The organism is Aliiroseovarius conchicola, assembly GCF_041403445.1.
Classification (GTDB): domain Bacteria; phylum Pseudomonadota; class Alphaproteobacteria; order Rhodobacterales; family Rhodobacteraceae; genus Aliiroseovarius; species Aliiroseovarius conchicola.
This window is the reverse complement of sequence record NZ_JBGEHL010000002.1, coordinates 1-19381: the sequence shown is the minus strand read 5'-3', so window position 1 is coordinate 19381 and position 19381 is coordinate 1. Positions and strand designations below refer to the sequence as shown.

The window sequence follows — 19381 nt, the reverse complement described above, 5'->3', positions numbered from 1 at the left end:
ACTCGTCTAGATCACAACAAACTTTGCGTTTGTCACATTACTTTTACAAAACCTACACAAAAGCGTTGAGCAAGAGGCCTAGGACAGCGCCATGTCGCCCAACGGGGTGATGACTTATTCAAACAGGAGATATCTATGTCCTTCGTGAAACTGACTGCTTCCACCCTGGCAATCGCTGCCGTATCCGCCACCGCCGCCAACGCGCGTGATCAGGTGCAGGTCGCAGGCTCGTCCACCGTTTTGCCCTATGCGTCCATCGTTGCCGAAGCTTTCGGCGAAAACTTCGACTTTCCGACACCGGTTGTTGAATCGGGTGGCTCGTCGGCAGGCCTGAAACGCTTCTGCGAAGGCGTGGGCGAAAACACAATCGACATTGCCAACGCATCACGCAAAATCAAGGACAGCGAAGTCAAAGCCTGCGCCGATGCCGGTGTCACTGACATCGTCGAAGTGCGCATCGGCTATGATGGCATTGTTTTCGCAAGCCAAATCGACGGCCCTGACTTCTCGGCTTTTGAACCTGCAGACATCTACAACGCCCTGGGCGCTCAGGTGATGGTCGATGGCAAGGTGGTTGATAACACATACAACACATGGTCAGAGTTCAACGCGGACCTGCCAGATGCCGAAATCGCAGCCTTCATTCCGGGCACCAAACACGGCACCCGCGAAGTCTTTGAAGTGAAGGTGATGGAAGCGGGCTGTAAGGCCACCGGCGCTTACGACGCATTCCTTGCCACAGCCGAAGGCGACAGCGAGAAAGCCAAGAAAAAGGCCGCGGCCAAGATGTGCTACAAAGTACGCACGGACGGCAAGTCAGTCGACATCGACGGTGATTACACCGAGACATTGGCCTCCATCGACTCCAACAAAGACGGGATCGGTATCTTCGGCTTGGCGTTTTACGAAAACAACACCGACAAGCTGAACGTTGCGACCATGTCGGGCGTCAGCCCGTCGACCGAGACCATCGCGACAGGCGAATACCCCGTGTCGCGCCCGCTCTATTTCTACATCAAAAAGGCCCATATCGGCGTTATCCCCGGCTTGAAAGAATTTGCTGAGTTCTTCGTCGCCGACGAAATTGCGGGCCCAGATGGACCTTTGTCTGAATACGGTCTTGTGGCTGATCCTGAGCTGGAGGCCACACAAGCTTCTGTCGCAGATGAAGCTGTTTTGACGAACTAAGATAAGGCAGTGCGGGGCCAAGTGCTCCGCACTGCACATCCCATACGCAGGTCGGGGCAAAGACTTGCACAAGATTTATTCACGAGCATGATATGTCCGCACTCTGGCTTCTTGTGATCATCCTGGCGTTTGCGCTGGTCGGCTTTTTGACAGGGCGCGCGCGCGCGTTGGCATTGGTCGGGGGGGATCGGCGCAAGCTGCATTCACTGCCGAATTATTACGGGTTCAACGTGGCGATGCTGGCATTGGTGCCGGCATTGCTGGTTTTGGCGCTTTGGGTGGTGATCCAACCGCTGGTCATCAATGCGAATGTATCGCACCACATTCCCGAGGCGCTTTATCAAGATGGCGGACAACTGAACCTGATCATGAGCGATGTTGGCCGCGTGGCCAATGGACTGGATGTGCTTGTCTCGCAAGGTGTGATGACCGCGAAAGAAGCGCTCTCAATCAATCCAGCCGAAACCGATTTGCGCACCATGCTGGGTGATGTCGGGGTTGCCGTCGGATCGGACGTGGGGCCAGAGATCACGACTGCCGCGCAAGAGCTGCGTGCGCAGGCATCGACGGGTCGTATGCTGATGACCATCATTGTTCTGGTCATTGCTGCGGGCGGGTTTGTCGCCGCTTTGCGTATGACATCCGGCAGTTTCCGCGCCCGCAATATGGTCGAATACGGGGTCAGGATGCTTCTCATCGGGGCGGCCTCGATTGCAATCCTGACCACCGTGGGCATCGTCCTGTCGCTGATCTTCAACACCATCAACTTCTTCGGCATGTTCCCGGCCAGTGACTTCCTGTTTGGTCTAACCTGGAGCCCGGAAGGGCGCGGTGGGTCCGAACATCTGGGCATCCTGCCGCTTCTATGGGGCACGATCTATATCTCGCTGGTTGCGCTGCTGGTTGCCGTGCCGATCGGATTGTTCGCAGCCATTTACCTATCTGAGTACGCGAGCCGAACCACACGGGCGTTTGCAAAGCCTCTGCTGGAAGTTTTGGCTGGCATCCCCACCATTGTTTACGGGCTTTTCGCCCTAACGGTTGTTGGCCCGATGCTTGTGGGGATTTTCGGATCTGATGGGTTTGGCTGGATGCAAGGCGCGCGGTCCGTGATGACCGCAGGTCTGGTGATGGGGATCATGTTGATCCCGTTCGTCAGCTCACTGTCCGACGACATCATCAACGCCGTGCCACAGGCCATGCGCGACGGGTCTTACGGGCTGGGTGCCACCCAATCGGAAACCGTACGGCAGGTTGTGATACCCGCAGCCCTTCCTGGAATCGTCGGTGCCATCCTTTTGGCCGCAAGCCGCGCGATAGGTGAGACGATGATTGTGGTCATGGGGGCGGGGGCCGCGGCCCGGCTTGACCTTAACCCTTTTGAAGCAATGACGACCGTTACTGCGAAGATCGTCAGCCAGTTGACCGGCGACAGCGATTTCGCCAGCCCCGAGGCGCTTGTGGCCTTCGCGCTTGGCATGACGCTTTTCATCCTGACACTCGGTCTTAATGTGCTCGCGCTCTACATCGTGCGCAAATATCGGGAGCAATACGAATGAGCCGCTCATCACTGCTGTCACTGGACGCCCGCACCAAAAAACGCAACGCGGCCGAAGCCCGGTTCCGTGCCTACGGCATCGCGGCCATCGCGATCGGTCTGGTGTTTCTGTTGGTCTTGATCACCTCGATCATCTTCAAAGGGGTGGGCGCATTTCAGCAAAGCTTTGTCACATTGAATGTCGAGCTTTTGGAAAGCAAGCTGGACAAGTCCGGCACCCGCGACCTTGAGAAAATCAAGAAGGTCACGACGTTTGGTTATAACCCGTTGATCGACACCGCGCTGAAACAGGCGATGGCGGAGGCCGGGGTCGAGAACCCGTTCAAGAAGGGCAAAGACCTGCGCAAGATGCTCAGCTCGGGCGCGGCCGCGCAAATCCGTGCCTTCGTGATCGAAAACCCGGACAAGATCGGCGAGGTCGTCACGTTCCGGCTGCTCGCGTCATCGCGCGTCGACGGTTATCTGAAAGATCGTGTGACCCGCGAAAGCCTTGCACGCGACAAGAATCTGACGCCGGTGCATTTGGACGTGATTGACGGGCTGCGCGATGCTGGCGTGGTGTCGAAGTCATTCAACATGTCCTTCATCACGGGCGCTGATGCATCCGAAAGCCGACCAGAACAGGCCGGGATTGGCGTGGCGATGCTGGGCAGCTTTTACATGATGTTGGTGGTCTTGGCCTGTGCTTTGCCAATCGGCGTCGCTGCGTCGATTTATCTGGAAGAATTCGCCCCGCAAAATGGGTTTACCGATCTGATCGAGGTGAACATCTCAAACCTCGCGGCTGTTCCCTCGATCGTGTTCGGCATCCTTGGTCTGGCTGTGTTCATTCAGTTCGCGCATCTACCACAATCTGCCCCGCTTGTTGGTGGCTTGGTCCTGACGCTAATGACGCTGCCGACCATCATCATCTCGACCCGCGCATCCTTGAAAGCCGTGCCACCCTCGATCCGCGAGGCCGCCTTGGGCATCGGTGCATCGAAAATGCAGACCGTGTTTCACCACGTCCTGCCATTGGCGATGCCCGGTATTCTGACGGGCACCATCATCGGGTTGGCGCAAGCGTTGGGTGAAACTGCGCCGCTGCTTTTGATCGGAATGGTTGGCTATATTGCCTCGAACTATCCCGATGGATTTGTCGAAGGCTTCCTGTCGCCAAACTCGGCCATGCCGGCGCAGATCTACGAATGGGCAAAACGCGCAGACCCAGCTTACTATGAACGGGCATGGGGCGGGATTATCATCCTGCTGGTGTTCCTGATGACCATGAATATCATCGCCATTATCTTGCGACGCCGGTTCGAGCGTCGCTGGTAGAAAAGGCCACATCAATGAATGTTATGACACGTACGGAAAGGGTGGCCGGTATGGCAAATGACACCAAAATCACCGCATCGGGCGTTCAGGTCCATTATGGCGATACCCACGCCATCAAGGATGTCTCGGTCGAGATCGAGGATAAGACCGTCACCGCCTTCATCGGTCCGTCAGGGTGTGGCAAGTCCACCTTCTTGCGCTGTCTGAACCGGATGAATGACACGATTGAGACCTGCCGGGTGCAAGGCGATATTCTGCTGGACGGTGAAGACATCTATGACAAACGGGTCGACCCCGTACAATTGCGCGCCAAGGTCGGCATGGTGTTTCAGAAACCCAACCCGTTTCCGAAGTCGATCTACGACAACATCGCCTACGGCCCGCGTATCCACGGGCTGGCCCGCAACAAGGCTGATCTGGACGAGATCGTCGAGAAATCCCTGCGACGCGGGGCAATCTGGGACGAGGTTAAGGACCGCCTGCAGGCACCCGGTACGGGTCTGTCCGGCGGTCAACAACAGCGTCTTTGCATCGCGCGTGCTGTGGCCACGGAACCAGAGGTTTTGTTGATGGACGAACCATGTTCGGCGCTCGATCCGATTGCGACGGCACAGGTGGAAGAGCTGATCGACGAGCTTCGTCAAAGCTATTCGGTGGTGATCGTCACTCACTCTATGCAACAGGCGGCGCGCGTCAGCCAGAAAACCGCGTTTTTCCATCTGGGCAGTCTTGTGGAATATGATGACACGACGAAGATCTTCACAAATCCAGAAGACCCGCGCACCGAAAGCTATATCACTGGCCGTATCGGCTGACGCCCGACGGCCAACATACCGCCCACAGACCGCCCAATGGGGCAGGGGAGATACCCATGATCGACCAACATATCGCATCCGCCTTCGACCGCGATCTGGAAGAAATCCAAGCTCATCTGATGAAGATGGGCGGCATGGTGGAAGACGCCATTCGTGAAGGTGCGCGTTCGTTAAAACGCCGTGACGAAGAGCTTGCGGACGAGGTTCGCAAGAACGACAAAAAGATCGACGCGCTTGATCTGCAAATTCAGGAAGAATGCGCGCGCGTGTTGGCGCTACGCCAGCCTATCGCCTCGGATTTGCGGACGGTTCTGACGGTGATGAAGGTCGCTGCAAACCTTGAGCGGATCGGGGACTATGCCAAGAACATGGCCAAACGCACCGGCGTTTTGGTGCATATGCAGCCCATCGACGGTGCATCGGGCGCGATCAAACGGATGGCCAGCGAGGTGCAGCAGATGCTGACCGATGCGCTGGACGCCTATATTCGGCGCGACGCGGTTCTGGCCGAAGATGTGCGTCATCGCGACCTCGAAGTCGACCAGATGTACAACGCCCTGTTTCGCGAGTTCCTGACCTTTATGATGGAAGACCCGCGCAACATCACGTCGTGCATGCACCTGCATTTCATCGCCAAGAATATCGAACGGATGGGAGATCACGTAACCGCAATTGCCGATCAGGTGATCTATCTGGTGAATGGTGAACTGCCCGACGAGGCGCGCCCCAAAGGCAATTCACCCAATTATGAAATTCCCACCATGGATCAGGACGAGGCATAACCATGAGTGTCGACAAGCCATGTGTGCTTTTGGTCGAAGACGAGCCGGCACAGCGTGAAATCTTGCGCTACAACCTTGGTTCTGAAGGCTATGACGTGACCATGGCCGAGAACGGCGATGATGCGCTGATCTTGGTCGAAGAGGTGATGCCTGACCTCGTTCTTTTGGATTGGATGCTGCCGGGCGTTTCTGGGATCGAGATTTGCCGCCAAATCAAGACCCGCAAGGGAACCCGCCACATTCCGGTGATTATGCTATCTGCCCGCTCGGAAGAGGTTGACCGCGTGCGCGGGCTGGAAACTGGGGCCGACGATTATGTGGTCAAACCGTTTTCCGTCAGCGAGCTGATGGCACGCATCCGCACACAACTGCGCCGCACGCGTCCGGCATCGGTCGGTCAGCGGCTTGAGTATCAGGACATCGTTCTGGATGGCGAAAGTCACCGAGTTACGCGGGCAGATACAGAGATCAAGCTTGGCCCGACGGAATTTCGTCTGCTCACCACGCTTATGGAAAAACCCGGCAGGGTCTGGAGCCGCGAACAGCTGCTGGATCGGGTTTGGGGCCGCGATGTCTATGTAGACACGCGTACCGTCGACGTCCATGTGGGACGTCTGCGCAAGGCGCTTTGCCGTCACGGTGGTGACGACCCCCTGCGCACTGTGCGTGGCACAGGTTATTCGCTGGGTTAGGGATCAGTCCTAACCGCCTACAGGTGAGAACGGCTGAATATCAACCGATTTGCCATCAAACACGCAAAAGCTGCCCGGCGGGACCTCTTCCCAACCAGATTTTAGGTTTAAGGGCTCCGATACCACGGCGTGACCCTGAAGCTCTGGCGACCACCGGTGATAGACGGTCGGATCGTTCCCATCAGACGCATAGCGCGCAACATAGAGCTTCTTACCGCAAGAGAATGCCACACTCATGTGCAGGTAAGGGGCCGTACCCTTGGCTCGGCTCAGCGTTTCCAGCTTACCCGAGGCCCGTTCCAACGCCCCTTTCGGGTCATCATCAATGCCTTCGCCCAAGGCTGTCAGGAACAGCGCCTCGCTATCGGTTGAGCCCTCGCGATAAGCGTAATGTTCCGGCAGAATGCCGGTATCGGCCTCATGTCGAAACTTGGGAAAATCACCCAGTTGGCCGTTGTGCACAAAGCTCCAACGCCCCGCCGTGAAAGGGTGACAGTTCTCGCGGCTGGTGGGGGAGGCGGTCGAGGCCCGGATATGAGAGATGAACAAGTTCGAGCTGACATGATCGGCAAGCGATCTCAGGTTTCGGTCAGACCACGCAGGATGAATGTCACGAAAGACACCCGGCAGATCCGACGCCCCATACCACGCCACTCCAAATCCGTCAGCGTTTGTCGTAAACGTACTTTGCGTCGCGTGCTGGCTTTGCGCGATAAGCGAGTGTTCGGGATGCGAAATGATGTCGCCCAAAAGTGTAGGCTGTCCGATATATGCGGCCCAACGGCACATGGTTGACCTCCTTGTGATTTATCCCGCGCAGAGCGGATACGCCTTATGACCGCGCGGTTCGGGTCCGACGGGCCAGCTTTGAATGTAAGACATAGTACACAAATACACGTCTTGATCGCAGACTACCAAGCCACCCAGCTCATTGCGGAGTCGGTTTCAGCAAGACCAAAGACCTTCATATGCACCGGTGAGAGTGGCGCAAATAGTCGTACGCCCTGCGCAAGCCATGCGTGGTCGGTGACAATCGCGATCCGCTCGAAATCCCGCATATGTCGCATTCCCAGCAGGGCATCATCCGCCATCGCATGAAGTGTGTACCCCTCGAAGTCCGGTCCAAACCGAAGCAGCAGATGCGCTTTCTCTGCCGATTTTAGGTAGTCCTCAATCGCGGGGATAAGGATTGTCTTGTAATCCCCGTCATTCAGTTTCCCGATGGCGTCGAACGCCAGAACACCGGATCGGGCCTCGTTGATCGGATTAAGCATGAACGTATCCTTTCCTGAGATGTAGTCACGTTAGGCGCATGGTCACCGGCGGGCTGTTAACCAGCTAATAGGCCTGCCAAAATATCCGACCGCGGCGTTTGGCACGTTACCACGTAAGGCCATGTCAGCACATCACGGTCGGGTCTTCCCAAACCGAACGCAGGCGATCAGGCTCAAGAATTTGGATACGACCCTGTGCATAAGTCAGTAAACCCAGCGAGCGGAGTTGACGTAAACTGATGTTCACTGTGGGGCGCGACGCCGAGACCATGCTGGCCAACCGATCCTGAGACATAGGAAGCGTCAGATGCACAGACGCGCCGTCCGTTTCGCCAAAATCCTCGCACAACTCGCTAAGCACCCGGGCAAGTCGCGTGGTCACATCATTGCACGTTAGGTCCTCTAGCTGCTGATGGCTTTGCTCAAACTTCTCTAGAACCTGACACAACACCGGCTCTAGCTGATCAGGGTTAGACAGCAACAGATGCGCGGCAGCTTTGGCGTCTAGACTGACATATTCGCAATCGGTCAGCGCCTCCAGATGATGCAGTTTCGAGCAGATGCCAACAAACCGCCAGCTATTGGTGCTCCGCGTTAGATCAGTGGTAATTTCGCGGCCGTCCTGCGTGATGCGATAGCTGCGCAACGCCCCATTCCAAAGAAAGCACAGCTCGGACTGATCAAGCTTGGCGGTCGTTATCCGAGCACCCTGAACGCATGTTTGTTTGCTGCGCAATCCAGCTTGTTTTTTTAGCATCCCATGTCCGCCTGTTTTTTTGATGCATTCGTAACGAAAGCGATGCATCAAATGTGTAAGCTGGCGAACAGATTTCAATTTAAGTTTTCTTGAGGTTGTAAAATACAACCTCGATCGGTTGGAGCGACCCTTGGTCAACTTATTGATTGTGAACGTCAATCAATCCCTTTATAGGAAACGCCATTCCATTGTCTTGGGCACTTCACCGAAAGATAACGCAACCAGAAAACTATGCGAACTTGTCCTGATATCGCAAGAAACTCACCGCATGGTTGCTCTGTGTATCAGGCCTTCGGGCAATACATACTCCTAGCCAAGGATGCCGGGAAGACGAAGCCCGTGGACGCGTGCGCAGGTCTTGGCATCTTCATAGCCAGCATCCGCGTGACGCCAAACACCCGATGCAGGGTCGTTCCACAACACGCGCTCGATCCGCTTTGCGGCCTCGGGTGTACCATCCGCACAAATTACGACGCCGGCGTGTTGAGAGAACCCCATCCCAACGCCGCCGCCATGGTGCAGGCTAACCCAAGTAGCGCCAGAGGCCGTGTTGACCAATGCGTTCAGCAAAGGCCAGTCGGACACAGCGTCAGAACCGTCCATCATCGCCTCAGTCTCTCGGTTAGGGGAGGCGACGGACCCGCTATCAAGGTGATCACGTCCTATGACGACAGGAGCTTTTAGTTCTCCGGACGCGACCATCTCATTAAACGCCAAACCGGCGCGGTGACGATCCCCAAGACCGATCCAGCATATCCGCGCGGGCAGGCCCTGAGACGCAATGCGATCGCGCGCCATATCCAGCCAATTGTGCAGATGCGTGTTCTCGGGAAACAGCTCTTTCATCTTCTGGTCAGTCTTGTAGATGTCTTCCGGATCGCCGGACAAGGCGGCCCAACGGAACGGGCCGATGCCTTTGCAGAATAGCGGGCGGATATAGGCGGGGACGAAGCCGGGGAAGACGAAGGCATCCTCTAGCCCTTCTTCCAGTGCCATCTGGCGGATGTTGTTGCCGTAATCGACAGTGGGCACGCCATCATTGTGGAAATCCACCATGGCTTTCACCTGAACCTTCATCGAGGCTCGCGCGGCTTTCTCGACCTCTTTCGGCGCGGATTCGCGTTTTTCCTTCCACTGCGCCATCGTCCAGCCCTGTGGCAGATAGCCATTCACCGGATCATGGGCCGAGGTCTGGTCGGTCACAATATCAGGGCGCACGCCACGTCTATGAAGCTCGGGGAAGATGTCGGCGGCGTTGCCCAAAAGGCCAACGGATTTTGCCTCTCCGGCGGCAGTCCAACGCGCGATCATCTCAAGCGCTTCATCAAGGCTTTCGGTCTTTTCGTCGACATAACCAGTGCGCAGACGGAAATCGATGCTGTCGGGATTGCATTCAACGGCCAAACAACACGCGCCAGCCATCACGGCCGCCAAGGGTTGCGCGCCGCCCATGCCGCCAAGCCCGCCGGTCAGAATCCACTTGCCGGTCAGGTCGCCGCCATAGTGCTGACGACCAGCCTCAGCAAAGGTTTCGTACGTGCCCTGAACAATGCCTTGCGAGCCGATGTAAATCCATGACCCAGCCGTCATCTGGCCGTACATCATCAGACCTTTTTTATCGAGCTCATTGAAGTGATCCCAATTGGCCCAATGTGGCACAAGGTTGGAGTTCGCGATCAACACACGCGGGGCATCTGAATGGGTTTTTACAATGGCAACGGGCTTGCCAGACTGCACCACGAGTGTTTCGTCAGCCTCTAGGTCCTTAAGGCTATCCACGATCAGATCGAAATCCTGCCACGTGCGCGCGGCGCGCCCGATGCCGCCATAAACCACCAGCTCATGCGGATTTTCAGCCACGTCTGGGTGCAGATTGTTCATCATCATGCGCAAAGGTGCCTCGGTCAGCCAGCTTTTGGCGTTCAACTCGGTCCCGGTGGGCGGATAGATGTCACGGGTGTTTTTGCGAGGGTCCGTCATTTGGCGTTCCTTTCGGTGGTCAATGCGCCTGAGGTGGCAAGGTCGGCGAGGGCATCTAGCATGGCTTTTAATGGCGCGCGGGCCTGATCGGCGCGGGCATTGTCATAAGACCATGGTGACGTTTCGTGCATATATGCACGTTGAGAGATTTCCATCTGGATCGCGTGGATGCCGTTGGCAGGCTGTCCGTAGTGGCGGGTTGTCCAACCGCCCTTGAAGCGGCCGTTCAGAACCGCACTCATGCCGGAAACTTGCGCGATATTATGCACTGCAGTTTCAATCAGGTGTGAGCAGGTTTCGCCGTTATTGGTGCCAGTGTTGAAGATCGGTAGCTCACCGTCGAACAGAAACGGGATGTTGGAGCGGATCGAGTGGCAATCAAACAAGATCGCGACCCCGTGCCGGGACTTCACACGCTCGATTTGTTCAGACAAAGCGGCATGATAAGGGGCGTGGTAGGCCAGCCGCCGGGCTTCGACCTCGTCATCAGAGGGGACTTGCCCAGCTTGCCAAATCGCCTCTCCATCAAAATCGGTCAGAGGCACCAGCGTCGTGGTGTTTTGGCCGGGATAGAGCGAGACACCAGCCGGATCGCGGTTGGCGTCGATCACATACCGGTGGATGTTTGAAGAAACGACGGTGGCCCCATCAAGCAGCCCATCAAGCAGCCCATCATAAAGCCGAGTGATATGCCAATCTGTGTCCGCCAACACGCGACCATTGTCGTTCAGGCGCGCGGCAATGTCATCGGGCACAAACGTCCCGCCATGAGGCTGGCCCAGAATGACGGGGCTATCGCCCTGAGTGACATTGAAAACCTGCATCAGAACAAGCTCGGGTGGTCGATATCGACCACATCGCGAATGGCGGCATCGCGGATCAGCGCACGCGCTGTTTCAAGGTCAGGGGCTAAGTAACGATCATCGCCAAGGGTTTCGACATCCTGCCTCAAGCGCGAAATTGCGGCTTGAAGCGGCGCGCTGGTCGCCAGAGGTGCACGAAACTCAACCCCTTGAGCCGCACATAACAGCTCAACCCCTAGAATATAGTCCAGATTATCGACCATTTGCTGCAAACGACGCGCGCCGTGGGCCGCCATTGAGACGTGATCTTCCTGGTTTGCCGAAGTGGGGGTGCTGTCGGTCACACATGGGTTCGCCAGATGTTTGTTTTCGCTCATCAATGCGGCTGTCGTGACCTCGGCAATCATCAGGCCGGAGTTCAGACCGGGCTCTGGTGTCAAGAAAGGTGGCAGGTCAAAACTAAGTGTTGGATCAACCATCAACGCAATACGGCGTTGTGCGATTGCGCCGATTTCTGACAGTGCCAGCGCGATCATATCTGCTGCAAAACCAACGGGTTCCGCGTGAAAGTTGCCACCGGAAACGATCAAGCCTGCTTCGGTCAAAACCAAGGGGTTATCAGTAGCGGCGTTCGCCTCAATCATCAATGTTTGTGCGGATTGGCGGAACACATCCATCGCCGCCCCCGTCACCTGCGGCTGGCAGCGGATGCAATAGGGGTCTTGAACGCGGGTGTCGCCATCGCGATGGCTTTCGCGGATCTCGGACCCGTCAAGGATGGCCCGCATGGCGCTGGCGGCTTCCATTTGGCCCCGATGACCGCGCAGGCTGTGAATTTCAGGCTGAAGCGGCGCTGTGGAACCCATGATCGCGTCCGTCGACATGGCCGATACGACAAGTGCGCTCTGCGCGGCTCGCCAACCTCGAAAAAGGCCAGCCAGCGCATATGCTGTTGAGAATTGAGTGCCGTTGATAAACGCCAAACCTTCCTTAGGGCCGAGTTCGACAGGCGCCAATCCAGCTCGGTTCAACGCTTCGCCAGCAGGCAGGATTTCGTTCTCGTATTCTGCCTCGGCCTCACCCAGTAACACGGCCGTCATATGGGCAAGGGGGGCCAGATCACCCGAGGCCCCAACCGAGCCTTGGGCCGGAACAACAGGTGTGACACCACGCGCCAACATTTGTTCCAACATTTCAACCAATTGCCACCGAACGCCAGACGCGCCGCGCCCGAATGACAGAAGCTTCAATGTCATCATCAGGCGCACCAAATGACGTGGCATTGCGTCGCCCACGCCACAACAATGCGATAAGATTAGGTTGCGTTGTAGTGTCGCCGTATCCTTGGCCGCAATCTTGATCGACGCCAGCTTGCCGAAGCCCGTGTTCACTCCGTAAACCGCCTCGGTGCCCGCTGCGGCGGCATCAATGCGGTTAGCTGCGTCCCTAACCGCAGATTCGCAATCTCGATCAAGACGGACCGGGATTTCGTGCCAAAATACCTGCGAAAGCTCAGACAGGCTGACCTGCCCAGGCGTTAGGACCAATTGCGTCAAAGCTGACCTCCGAAAATTCGCTTGTGCAGTGGGTTGAAGCCGATCCGATACGCCAGTTCACCAGGTGTCTGGACGGACCAAATCGCGAGATCGGCACGTTTGCCGGCTTCGATCGTGCCAGTGTCTTGCAAACCAAGAGCATGGGCCGCATTTCGGGTCACGCCTGCCAGTGCTTCCTCGGGCGTTAGACGAAACAGCGTGCAGCCCATATTCATGGTTAACAGAAGCGATGTCAGCGGCGATGATCCGGGATTACAATCCGTCGCAAGCGCGATGGGGACACCGGCCGTACGCAACGCGTCGACTGGAGGCGCCTGCGTTTCGCGCAATGTATAGAACGCGCCGGGCAAAACCACACCCACTGTGCCAGCCGCTGCCATCGCGTCGACACCGGTTTGGTCAAGATATTCAATATGATCAGCTGACAACGCCCCATACGAGGCAGCAAGCTTCGCGCCGCCTAAATCAGACAGCTGTTCAGCGTGGAGTTTAACCGGAAGCCCCAACTCGCGTGCAGCATCAAAAACCCGTGCGATTTGAGCAGGCTGAAAGGCAATCCCCTCACAAAAACCGTCGACGGCATCGACCAGCCCGTCGGCATGGGCCGCACGCAGTGTGGGAATGCAGACCTCATCAATATAAGCGTCGTCGCACCCCTTGTATTCCAGCGGCGTGGCATGTGCGCCAAGGAAGCTGGTGACCACGCGTACGGGGCGTTCATCGCCAATTCGCCGTGCGGCTCGGAGCATCCTAAGTTCGGTTTCGCGGTCCAGACCATAGCCTGACTTCACCTCGATCACCGTGACACCTTCCGAAATCAGCTGATCGACGCGGGGCAGGGCGGTTTCGAGCAAGACATCCTCGGACGCCCCGCGCGTCGCTTTAACCGTGGAAACAATGCCGCCTCCGGCCCGCGCGACGTCTTCATAACTGGCGCCGTTCAGGCGCATCTCGAACTCAGTTGCCCGGTTGCCGCCATGAACAATATGGGTGTGACAGTCGATCAACCCGGGCGTCAAAAGACGACCGCCGCACTCGATGTTTGTGTAGCCCTTGAAACTTGCGGGAACGTCTTGATTATGGCCCACCCAGGCAATCAAACCATCCTCAATCACAACGGCGCCTTGATCAATCAGGCCATACGGACTTGCGGAAGGAACCATCGTGGCGACGCACAGATCGGTAAGGATGTAAGCAGCCATATGTCGGAAGCCTTGATTAAGTACGTACATAATAATATTTTGACCACACAATGAAAGTCAACGGAGACTTGGCCGTGTTCAATATACATGCAAAACAAGCGCTTACGGAAAACGGCTGGCAGTCCGATGTCCAGATTTCAGTCTCGGATGATGGTCGAATCACAGCCGTGGGACCTCAAACAAGCCAAGCATCGCATACACTTGACCTTGTTTTACCTGCGCCGACAAACTTGCACAGCCACGCGTTTCAACGCGCGATGTCGGGCCTTACTGAAGGGCGCGGACCCGATCCGAAAGACAGTTTTTGGACATGGCGCAAGCTTATGTATCGGTTCTTAGATCAGCTTACCCCGGATCAGGTTGAAGCCATCGCGTCATTGGTTTTCATGGAGATGCTTGAGGCCGGATATGGCAGCGTGGTCGAGTTTCATTACTTGCATCATGATGTTGGTGGCCAAACATACGAAAATCTAGCCGAAATGTCTGAACGGATCGTTGCCGCTGCTGACCAGACTGGAATTGGGCTAACACTCCTTCCTGTGCTGTATCAATTTGGCGGTTGCGACCGACGTCCTCTGGCCGGTGGGCAGAAACGATTTAGCAACGACCCTGAGCAGTACTTACGCCTGCATGAAGCGGCTAGCGCGGCTGTGGGGCAGGGGCCGGACGACTTCAATATAGGCGTCGCGCCGCATTCCCTTCGTGCTGTAGACACCGATGGAATGGCATCTGTTATTGGTCTGGGCGATGGCCCTATTCACATGCACCTCGCGGAACAAGTAGCTGAAGTTGAAGAGGTTTTGCACCATCGTGGCGCGCGACCAACGGAATGGCTTCTCGACAACTACGATGTAAACAAAGATTGGTGTTTAATCCATTGTACCCAAATGAATTCGGACGAAACTCGAAATCTTGCAAAAACCGGTGCGGTGGCAGGCCTGTGCCCAATCACGGAAAGCAATCTTGGTGATGGGATTTTTAACGGAACAGACTTCTTGTCCTCCGGTGGAACTGTCGGCTTCGGGTCGGATTCGAATGTTCACATTTCCCTGTTTGACGAACTTCGCGTCCTGGAGTATTCGCAGCGCCTTCGCGATCGTAGCCGGGCAGCTCTGGCGACGCGTGAGAAATCGACAGGACGTGTACTTTTTGAACAAGCTACGCTCGGCGGTCGTCAGGCCGCTGGCCGGGAATGCGGCGTCGTTCGAGCAGGTGCGTTTGCTGACCTCATCGGGATTAACACATTAAATCATCGGCTTATGGGCCGCAGAAAAGATGTCGCGCTAGATACTATGATATTCGGAGGACACGGACAGACATCCATCACAGACGTTTGGAGCGCAGGTCGGCATGTGGTACGCAATAGTAAACACACAGTTCGCGAGAAAATTACAAATAGCTATGTCGAAGCGTTGGAGGCATTACAGGGCGATCTATAGTTGGCTCGCGATCACCATCACCACACCATTTAACATAATTACCATTATGCGCCTTAACACCACCTCCGGTGGTAGAGAGGAAAAGCAATATGCGAATTATTCGGAAAATGGCCCATAAAGTCAAAGAGCGTATCATTGTATCGCTCGTCACGGTCTTGGTGGCTATGTTGGGTATCACAGACCCTACGGTACAGCAAGCACTGTATACAATTGGACATGCTGTGCTGGCCGTAGTGCTTGACCCCGTGGCACTACTAACGGGTGGTAACCCGTAATGGTCTTTAGTTTGATAGCAAGCCTTGTCGGAGCTAATAAGGCCAAGAAAGAAAACGACCGAGATCGCGCATACAATGCCTTTGAGGCGCGCCGCGCCGACGAACGCACCGAAGGTATGGCGATCCGGGCGGAACGACGCGCGCAGCGACGTATCGATCCAGACATGATGCGTGCCCGCTATGAAAAAGGCGGGTTCAACCCCCTCCTCGCGGTTAGCGGGGGTATGGGGGGTGTGGGCGGTGGAGTGTCCTCCGGCCAAGCCAGCTTCGCCCCCTTTAGTGGAAACGGGGCAGCAATCGGCGGTATGATCGCGCAAGGTATCGCTGGAATCGGCGATACAATTAACGCGTCAAACCAGTTGAGCATGCAAAAGGCTCAACTTGACATGGAAGCCGACCGCCTCAATATGTTAGCGAAGAACCTATCGCTAACCCCGCCTGTGGCGGGAATTTATGGGGGCGTAAGTGGAAACACTGGTCAAAGTCGTCAAATGGTATCTGGTGGCCTGTCTGGTCAGCGGGTTGGTAATGGGCTTTCTCCTAGCGGTGGGAATGGCGCTTCTGGAACCATAGGCACAACGGCGCATGTTGCGCCGGGCAGAGAAGTGGAAAGTCAGCCGTACTCGTCAGGGTCGATGCTGACAGAAATCAGCAACAAATATACAGATATGCTGGGTGGTCCACTGGTAGTGCCGGGATCGGACGGCGAGCCGATGGGAATAGACGAAGTGTTAACGGTGGCCGTAACCGCGCCGTGGCAGCTAGCGTATCGCGCCGGTACAAAAGCGCGAGAAAATATCGATAAATATCGAAGTCGCAAACAGCAAGAGCGTGCGGAGGCTTTCTATAGGCAGCCAGCACCGCTCGGCATACCGAAGATCAGCAAACCAGAACTAAACGTCATGTCTGATCAGCGTTATAAGAATAGCCCGATTTATTGGTTGCACGAAAAGACAAAAAACGTCTGGCCGTTTAGCGCACTCCCCAAATAACGGACGGGCATCCCTGCCCCTCCGGAAAAACCCATGAAAAACATAGCCTTAAGGAAAGGAAACGCTATGAGTCTGTCAAAATATATGAAACCACGCGCTGTGCGCCGTGAGGCCCAGTCATCGGCTGGTCGCTTTCGCGGCGGTAAGCTGACCCCGGTTATGGCGACGCCATACAAGGGCAGCGAAAGTGGTGTCCACTCAGAAGTGGTTCACTTCGAGCTAGACCCAATTCCGGGCCGCTTGTTGACCAGCATTACAGCGGAAGTCGTATCGGTCTTTGTGCCGATTGCGGCATGTCATGCGCTTAAAAACCCCGAGGCCGACCTGCCGGGAAACGCCGAAGTGATCCGGCAAGAACTTCTTAGCGGTAACGCACTGTTCGGCACGGAAACCGAGGGCGAAATCTCAAAGCGTCTCGGTATTATGCCGCGATCGGTGGCTGGAACAAAGGTGGTTAGCGAGTTGGGCCGCTTGGCCCACAACGCCGCAGTGAACCACTTACGCTTGCGGAAGTATGTGAAGGCGGCACAGTTGGACGCCGCCAACACAAGCGTGACCCCTGCCCTCCTTGATCAAACGTCATTGGAGCGCATGAATGGCGTACTCGACCCCGAAGACCGCATTAACGGTGCGGTGAATCTTGAGGGCGAAATTCCAATTCGCGGGATCGGCCATGACGGTGCGGCTGCTTATCTGACACGGGCAGGTGTTCGCGAATACGAAGGCGCGGTCACTGGTGAATACACCGATACCAACGGAACGGTGTTTTATCTCCGCGAAGACCCAGACAATCCGGGGCACCCAAAAATCTTTGGAGAACTCGGCTCGTCAGGCGCTGATATCAAGTTGTCGGACTTCTATACGGCGGAAAAAAGTGATCGCCTCACACGCGAGATGCGTCAGATCGTGGATGATAACCCGGTCCATGGCGAACAAATCGTAGCGCGCTACGCGCATGGCCTGAACGTTGATCTTGGACGGCAACCGATGGTCATTTATGAGCGTCGCGTAAAATTCGGGGAAGACATGGTGCGCGGCATGGACGGTCCAAGTTTGGACGTTACGCAAACCAACTCGGCGGTCTCGGTCCCGTTTACAGTCCCTATTCCGGCAACCGAGTTTGGCGGCATTGTGATTACCTTCGCGGCTGTAAAGCCGGATGAGGTGATTGCATCGCAACCACACCCAATTCTGTCTAAGGAGTGGGTACAGCCAAACTTCGTCAAGGACGAAATGGCCGTAGATCCTGTGCCGGTGCGAGTACGCGAACTGTATGCAGATTGTGATGTTGGGGATGAAGAAACCCGCGTTATGTATCTGGGTAACAATCACCTAGAGCGCATGTACCTGAACTATGGATTCAATCGCCATCTGGATCAAACGACAGTCGAAAACAAGTCTGCTATCTGGCAGCTTGCTATTCCTCTGTCAGTGACCCCTAGCAGCGTTATCTACCCCGAAAGTCTCAGTCACTATCCCTTCGCGGATCAAAACGCGGAGGTGTGTACCTACAACGCTGAGAAAGTCGCTGTGATCAACACACCAACCATCTTCGGGCCAACACCGTTGGAAGAACTCGCCGCCATTGAAGATCAAGACATCTTTGGCGACGACGACGAATAAGCCAACACAAAAACGCATAGCTCTAGATCGGGAGCTATGCACATAACACATAGCAAGGAACACATCATGAAATACGAAGATATGAATAAGCACGTCATTTTCGCTGCGTTGGCAGGAGGTGAAATGACGGTCCACGATGAAGACGGCCAGGTGCTGTACGTCCGGGGACTACCTCCGGGGCGATATGACGCCAAGGACTTCATGAATGACATGCAGCCCGAATGGGAGGTCCAGTTTCTAGGGTCGCTCACAATCATGGAGCGGCGGAAAGGCCGTATGACGGTCGTCATGGCCGAGCCGGGACAAGTGACAACGGGTGCGAATCCAGACTTCACCCCTACTCTTGCCTCGACGATGGAAAAGCGGCTTGAGCTACAAGTCGCCCGACTGGCGAAAAAGAACAAGCGCGATATTGAGCGCAAGTTCGAAAAGCGCATGAAAAAAATGAAGGCCGAAAGCGTTGTTGACGTCGACGACAAGCCCAAGGCTGATGACAAGCCGAAGGCGGACGACAAACCGAAGGCGGACGACAAGCCCAAGGCGGACGACAAGCCTAAGTCGGACGACAAGTCTAAGGCCGCAGAATGAGGGGTCGAAAGACCCCTCCCCTTCACAGACTCAGACAGCAAAGCGCAGAAAGGGAACACAACATGACACCGCAAGAACTACGCCGCCGAGCACTGAACTGCTTATTCCCACGCACGAACATGCAGGTGGAAAAGCGCCAAACCAGCTACACCTATGTTGATGGACCGATGATGTTTCTCGGCCAGCAAATCGTTAAGGTAATGGAAGACAGCGGATATCCCGCGAAAATCTTCCAGTGCTACCGCTCCCCGGCAAGGCAGCAGGAACTGTATGATCAGGGCCGAACAAAGCCGGGAAAGCGCGTCACGAAGGCGAAACCCTTCTCGAGCGCACACCAGTACCTAGAGGCTGTGGATATCATCCACCCTTCAATAGGCTGGCCCAAGCGCGAGGACCCCTACTGGGAAGCTCTGGGGCTGTCTGACGTCAGCACCCGTTGGACAGATTTGAGGATTTGAATAGAGGAGGATTTCTGGTTCATCTTATCGATTAGGAGATCGAGATGACGAAGAAGCCGACTACATCGAAAGACGCCGCCGA

Annotated in this window: 19 protein-coding genes; 12 read left to right on the top strand and 7 right to left on the bottom strand. The window is 55.9% G+C overall.

Annotated elements, in window-relative coordinates; translation table 11 throughout:
- Positions 1-135 precede the first annotated feature (135 nt).
- The 6 genes from V6N04_RS03040 (at position 136) to phoB (ending at position 6352) form a co-directional block, all read left to right on the top strand.
- Entirely contained in the window at positions 136-1188 is a 1053-nt protein-coding gene (locus V6N04_RS03040) for a substrate-binding domain-containing protein (RefSeq protein ID WP_371168656.1), read from the top strand.
- Between the two features lie 92 nt (positions 1189-1280).
- Entirely contained in the window at positions 1281-2747 is a 1467-nt protein-coding gene (gene pstC, locus V6N04_RS03035) for a phosphate ABC transporter permease subunit PstC (protein WP_371168655.1), read from the top strand.
- Positions 2744-4063, top strand: coding sequence for a phosphate ABC transporter permease PstA (gene pstA / locus V6N04_RS03030; protein ID WP_371168654.1), 1320 nt, complete (start codon positions 2744-2746; stop codon positions 4061-4063). Before pstC ends, pstA begins: the two co-directional genes overlap by 4 nt.
- A 50-nt stretch (positions 4064-4113) precedes the next feature.
- Entirely contained in the window at positions 4114-4878 is a 765-nt protein-coding gene (gene pstB, locus V6N04_RS03025) for a phosphate ABC transporter ATP-binding protein PstB (protein ID WP_371168653.1), read from the top strand.
- Between the two features lie 56 nt (positions 4879-4934).
- The gene (phoU, locus tag V6N04_RS03020) at positions 4935-5660 is read left to right on the top strand and encodes a phosphate signaling complex protein PhoU (protein WP_371168652.1); all 726 of its coding nucleotides are present in this window, start codon (positions 4935-4937) and stop codon (positions 5658-5660) included.
- Between the two features lie 2 nt (positions 5661-5662).
- Complete coding sequence (gene phoB, locus V6N04_RS03015; protein WP_371168651.1) at positions 5663-6352, top strand: phosphate regulon transcriptional regulator PhoB; 690 nt, start codon at positions 5663-5665, stop codon at positions 6350-6352.
- A 9-nt stretch (positions 6353-6361) separates the two neighbouring features.
- On the opposite strand, the gene V6N04_RS03010 is transcribed toward phoB, so the two are convergent.
- The 7 genes from V6N04_RS03010 to hutI all read right to left on the bottom strand — a co-directional run bounded on the left by V6N04_RS03010 (position 6362) and on the right by hutI (position 13924).
- Complete coding sequence (locus V6N04_RS03010; RefSeq protein WP_371168650.1) at positions 6362-7141, bottom strand: class II glutamine amidotransferase; 780 nt, start codon at positions 7139-7141, stop codon at positions 6362-6364.
- A 122-nt stretch (positions 7142-7263) separates the two neighbouring features.
- On the bottom strand, positions 7264-7626 hold the full coding sequence (locus tag V6N04_RS03005; RefSeq protein ID WP_371168649.1) for a SpoIIAA family protein: 363 nt from the start codon (positions 7624-7626) through the stop codon (positions 7264-7266).
- 124 nt (positions 7627-7750) lie between these two features.
- Positions 7751-8383 (bottom strand): Crp/Fnr family transcriptional regulator, encoded by a 633-nt coding sequence (locus V6N04_RS03000; RefSeq protein WP_371168648.1) that lies wholly within the window; start codon positions 8381-8383, stop codon positions 7751-7753.
- Between the two features lie 309 nt (positions 8384-8692).
- Positions 8693-10363: a urocanate hydratase gene (hutU, locus tag V6N04_RS02995; protein WP_371168647.1), complete on the bottom strand. Its 1671-nt coding sequence runs from the start codon at positions 10361-10363 to the stop codon at positions 8693-8695.
- Positions 10360-11187, bottom strand: a complete 828-nt coding sequence (hutG, locus tag V6N04_RS02990; protein ID WP_371168646.1) for an N-formylglutamate deformylase — start codon at positions 11185-11187, stop codon at positions 10360-10362. Before hutG ends, hutU begins: the two co-directional genes overlap by 4 nt.
- Complete coding sequence (gene hutH / locus V6N04_RS02985; RefSeq protein WP_371168645.1) at positions 11187-12722, bottom strand: histidine ammonia-lyase; 1536 nt, start codon at positions 12720-12722, stop codon at positions 11187-11189. Before hutH ends, hutG begins: the two co-directional genes overlap by 1 nt.
- Positions 12719-13924 (bottom strand): imidazolonepropionase, encoded by a 1206-nt coding sequence (gene hutI / locus V6N04_RS02980; protein WP_371168644.1) that lies wholly within the window; start codon positions 13922-13924, stop codon positions 12719-12721. The genes hutH and hutI overlap by 4 nt, the downstream gene beginning before the upstream one ends.
- A gap of 50 nt (positions 13925-13974) precedes the next feature.
- On the opposite strand from hutI, the gene V6N04_RS02975 reads away from it, so the two are divergent.
- The 6 genes from V6N04_RS02975 to V6N04_RS02950 all read left to right on the top strand — a co-directional run bounded on the left by V6N04_RS02975 (position 13975) and on the right by V6N04_RS02950 (position 19299).
- Entirely contained in the window at positions 13975-15363 is a 1389-nt protein-coding gene (locus V6N04_RS02975) for a formimidoylglutamate deiminase (protein WP_371168643.1), read from the top strand.
- 89 nt (positions 15364-15452) lie between these two features.
- Positions 15453-15638, top strand: a complete 186-nt coding sequence (locus V6N04_RS02970) for a hypothetical protein (protein ID WP_371168642.1) — start codon at positions 15453-15455, stop codon at positions 15636-15638.
- 164 nt (positions 15639-15802) lie between these two features.
- Positions 15803-16630, top strand: a complete 828-nt coding sequence (locus V6N04_RS02965; protein WP_371168641.1) for a hypothetical protein — start codon at positions 15803-15805, stop codon at positions 16628-16630.
- Between the two features lie 66 nt (positions 16631-16696).
- Positions 16697-18253: a hypothetical protein gene (locus V6N04_RS02960; protein ID WP_371168640.1), complete on the top strand. Its 1557-nt coding sequence runs from the start codon at positions 16697-16699 to the stop codon at positions 18251-18253.
- A gap of 66 nt (positions 18254-18319) precedes the next feature.
- Positions 18320-18841 carry a hypothetical protein gene (locus V6N04_RS02955; protein ID WP_371168639.1) on the top strand — a complete coding sequence of 174 codons (522 nt, stop codon included), beginning with the start codon at positions 18320-18322 and terminating at the stop codon, positions 18839-18841.
- A 62-nt stretch (positions 18842-18903) separates the two neighbouring features.
- Entirely contained in the window at positions 18904-19299 is a 396-nt protein-coding gene (locus V6N04_RS02950; RefSeq protein ID WP_371168638.1) for a M15 family metallopeptidase, read from the top strand.
- Positions 19300-19381: the final 82 nt, after the last annotated feature.

Bases quoted from the DNA above. Each gene is read 5' to 3' on its own strand.
- V6N04_RS03040 (WP_371168656.1), top strand. From the start codon at position 136: ATGTCCTTCGTGAAACTGACTGCTTCCACCCTGGCAATCGCTGCCGTA.
- pstC (WP_371168655.1), top strand. From the start codon at position 1,281: ATGTCCGCACTCTGGCTTCTTGTGATCATCCTGGCGTTTGCGCTGGTC.
- pstA (WP_371168654.1), top strand. From the start codon at position 2,744: ATGAGCCGCTCATCACTGCTGTCACTGGACGCCCGCACCAAAAAACGC.
- pstB (WP_371168653.1), top strand. From the start codon at position 4,114: ATGGCAAATGACACCAAAATCACCGCATCGGGCGTTCAGGTCCATTAT.
- phoU (WP_371168652.1), top strand. From the start codon at position 4,935: ATGATCGACCAACATATCGCATCCGCCTTCGACCGCGATCTGGAAGAA.
- phoB (WP_371168651.1), top strand. From the start codon at position 5,663: ATGAGTGTCGACAAGCCATGTGTGCTTTTGGTCGAAGACGAGCCGGCA.
- V6N04_RS03010 (WP_371168650.1), bottom strand. From the start codon at position 7,141: ATGTGCCGTTGGGCCGCATATATCGGACAGCCTACACTTTTGGGCGAC.
- V6N04_RS03005 (WP_371168649.1), bottom strand. From the start codon at position 7,626: ATGCTTAATCCGATCAACGAGGCCCGATCCGGTGTTCTGGCGTTCGAC.
- V6N04_RS03000 (WP_371168648.1), bottom strand. From the start codon at position 8,383: ATGCTAAAAAAACAAGCTGGATTGCGCAGCAAACAAACATGCGTTCAG.
- hutU (WP_371168647.1), bottom strand. From the start codon at position 10,363: ATGACGGACCCTCGCAAAAACACCCGTGACATCTATCCGCCCACCGGG.
- hutG (WP_371168646.1), bottom strand. From the start codon at position 11,187: ATGCAGGTTTTCAATGTCACTCAGGGCGATAGCCCCGTCATTCTGGGC.
- hutI (WP_371168644.1), bottom strand. From the start codon at position 13,924: ATGGCTGCTTACATCCTTACCGATCTGTGCGTCGCCACGATGGTTCCT.
- V6N04_RS02975 (WP_371168643.1), top strand. From the start codon at position 13,975: ATGAAAGTCAACGGAGACTTGGCCGTGTTCAATATACATGCAAAACAA.
- V6N04_RS02970 (WP_371168642.1), top strand. From the start codon at position 15,453: ATGCGAATTATTCGGAAAATGGCCCATAAAGTCAAAGAGCGTATCATT.
- V6N04_RS02965 (WP_371168641.1), top strand. From the start codon at position 15,803: ATGATGCGTGCCCGCTATGAAAAAGGCGGGTTCAACCCCCTCCTCGCG.
- V6N04_RS02960 (WP_371168640.1), top strand. From the start codon at position 16,697: ATGAGTCTGTCAAAATATATGAAACCACGCGCTGTGCGCCGTGAGGCC.
- V6N04_RS02955 (WP_371168639.1), top strand. From the start codon at position 18,320: ATGAAATACGAAGATATGAATAAGCACGTCATTTTCGCTGCGTTGGCA.
- V6N04_RS02950 (WP_371168638.1), top strand. From the start codon at position 18,904: ATGACACCGCAAGAACTACGCCGCCGAGCACTGAACTGCTTATTCCCA.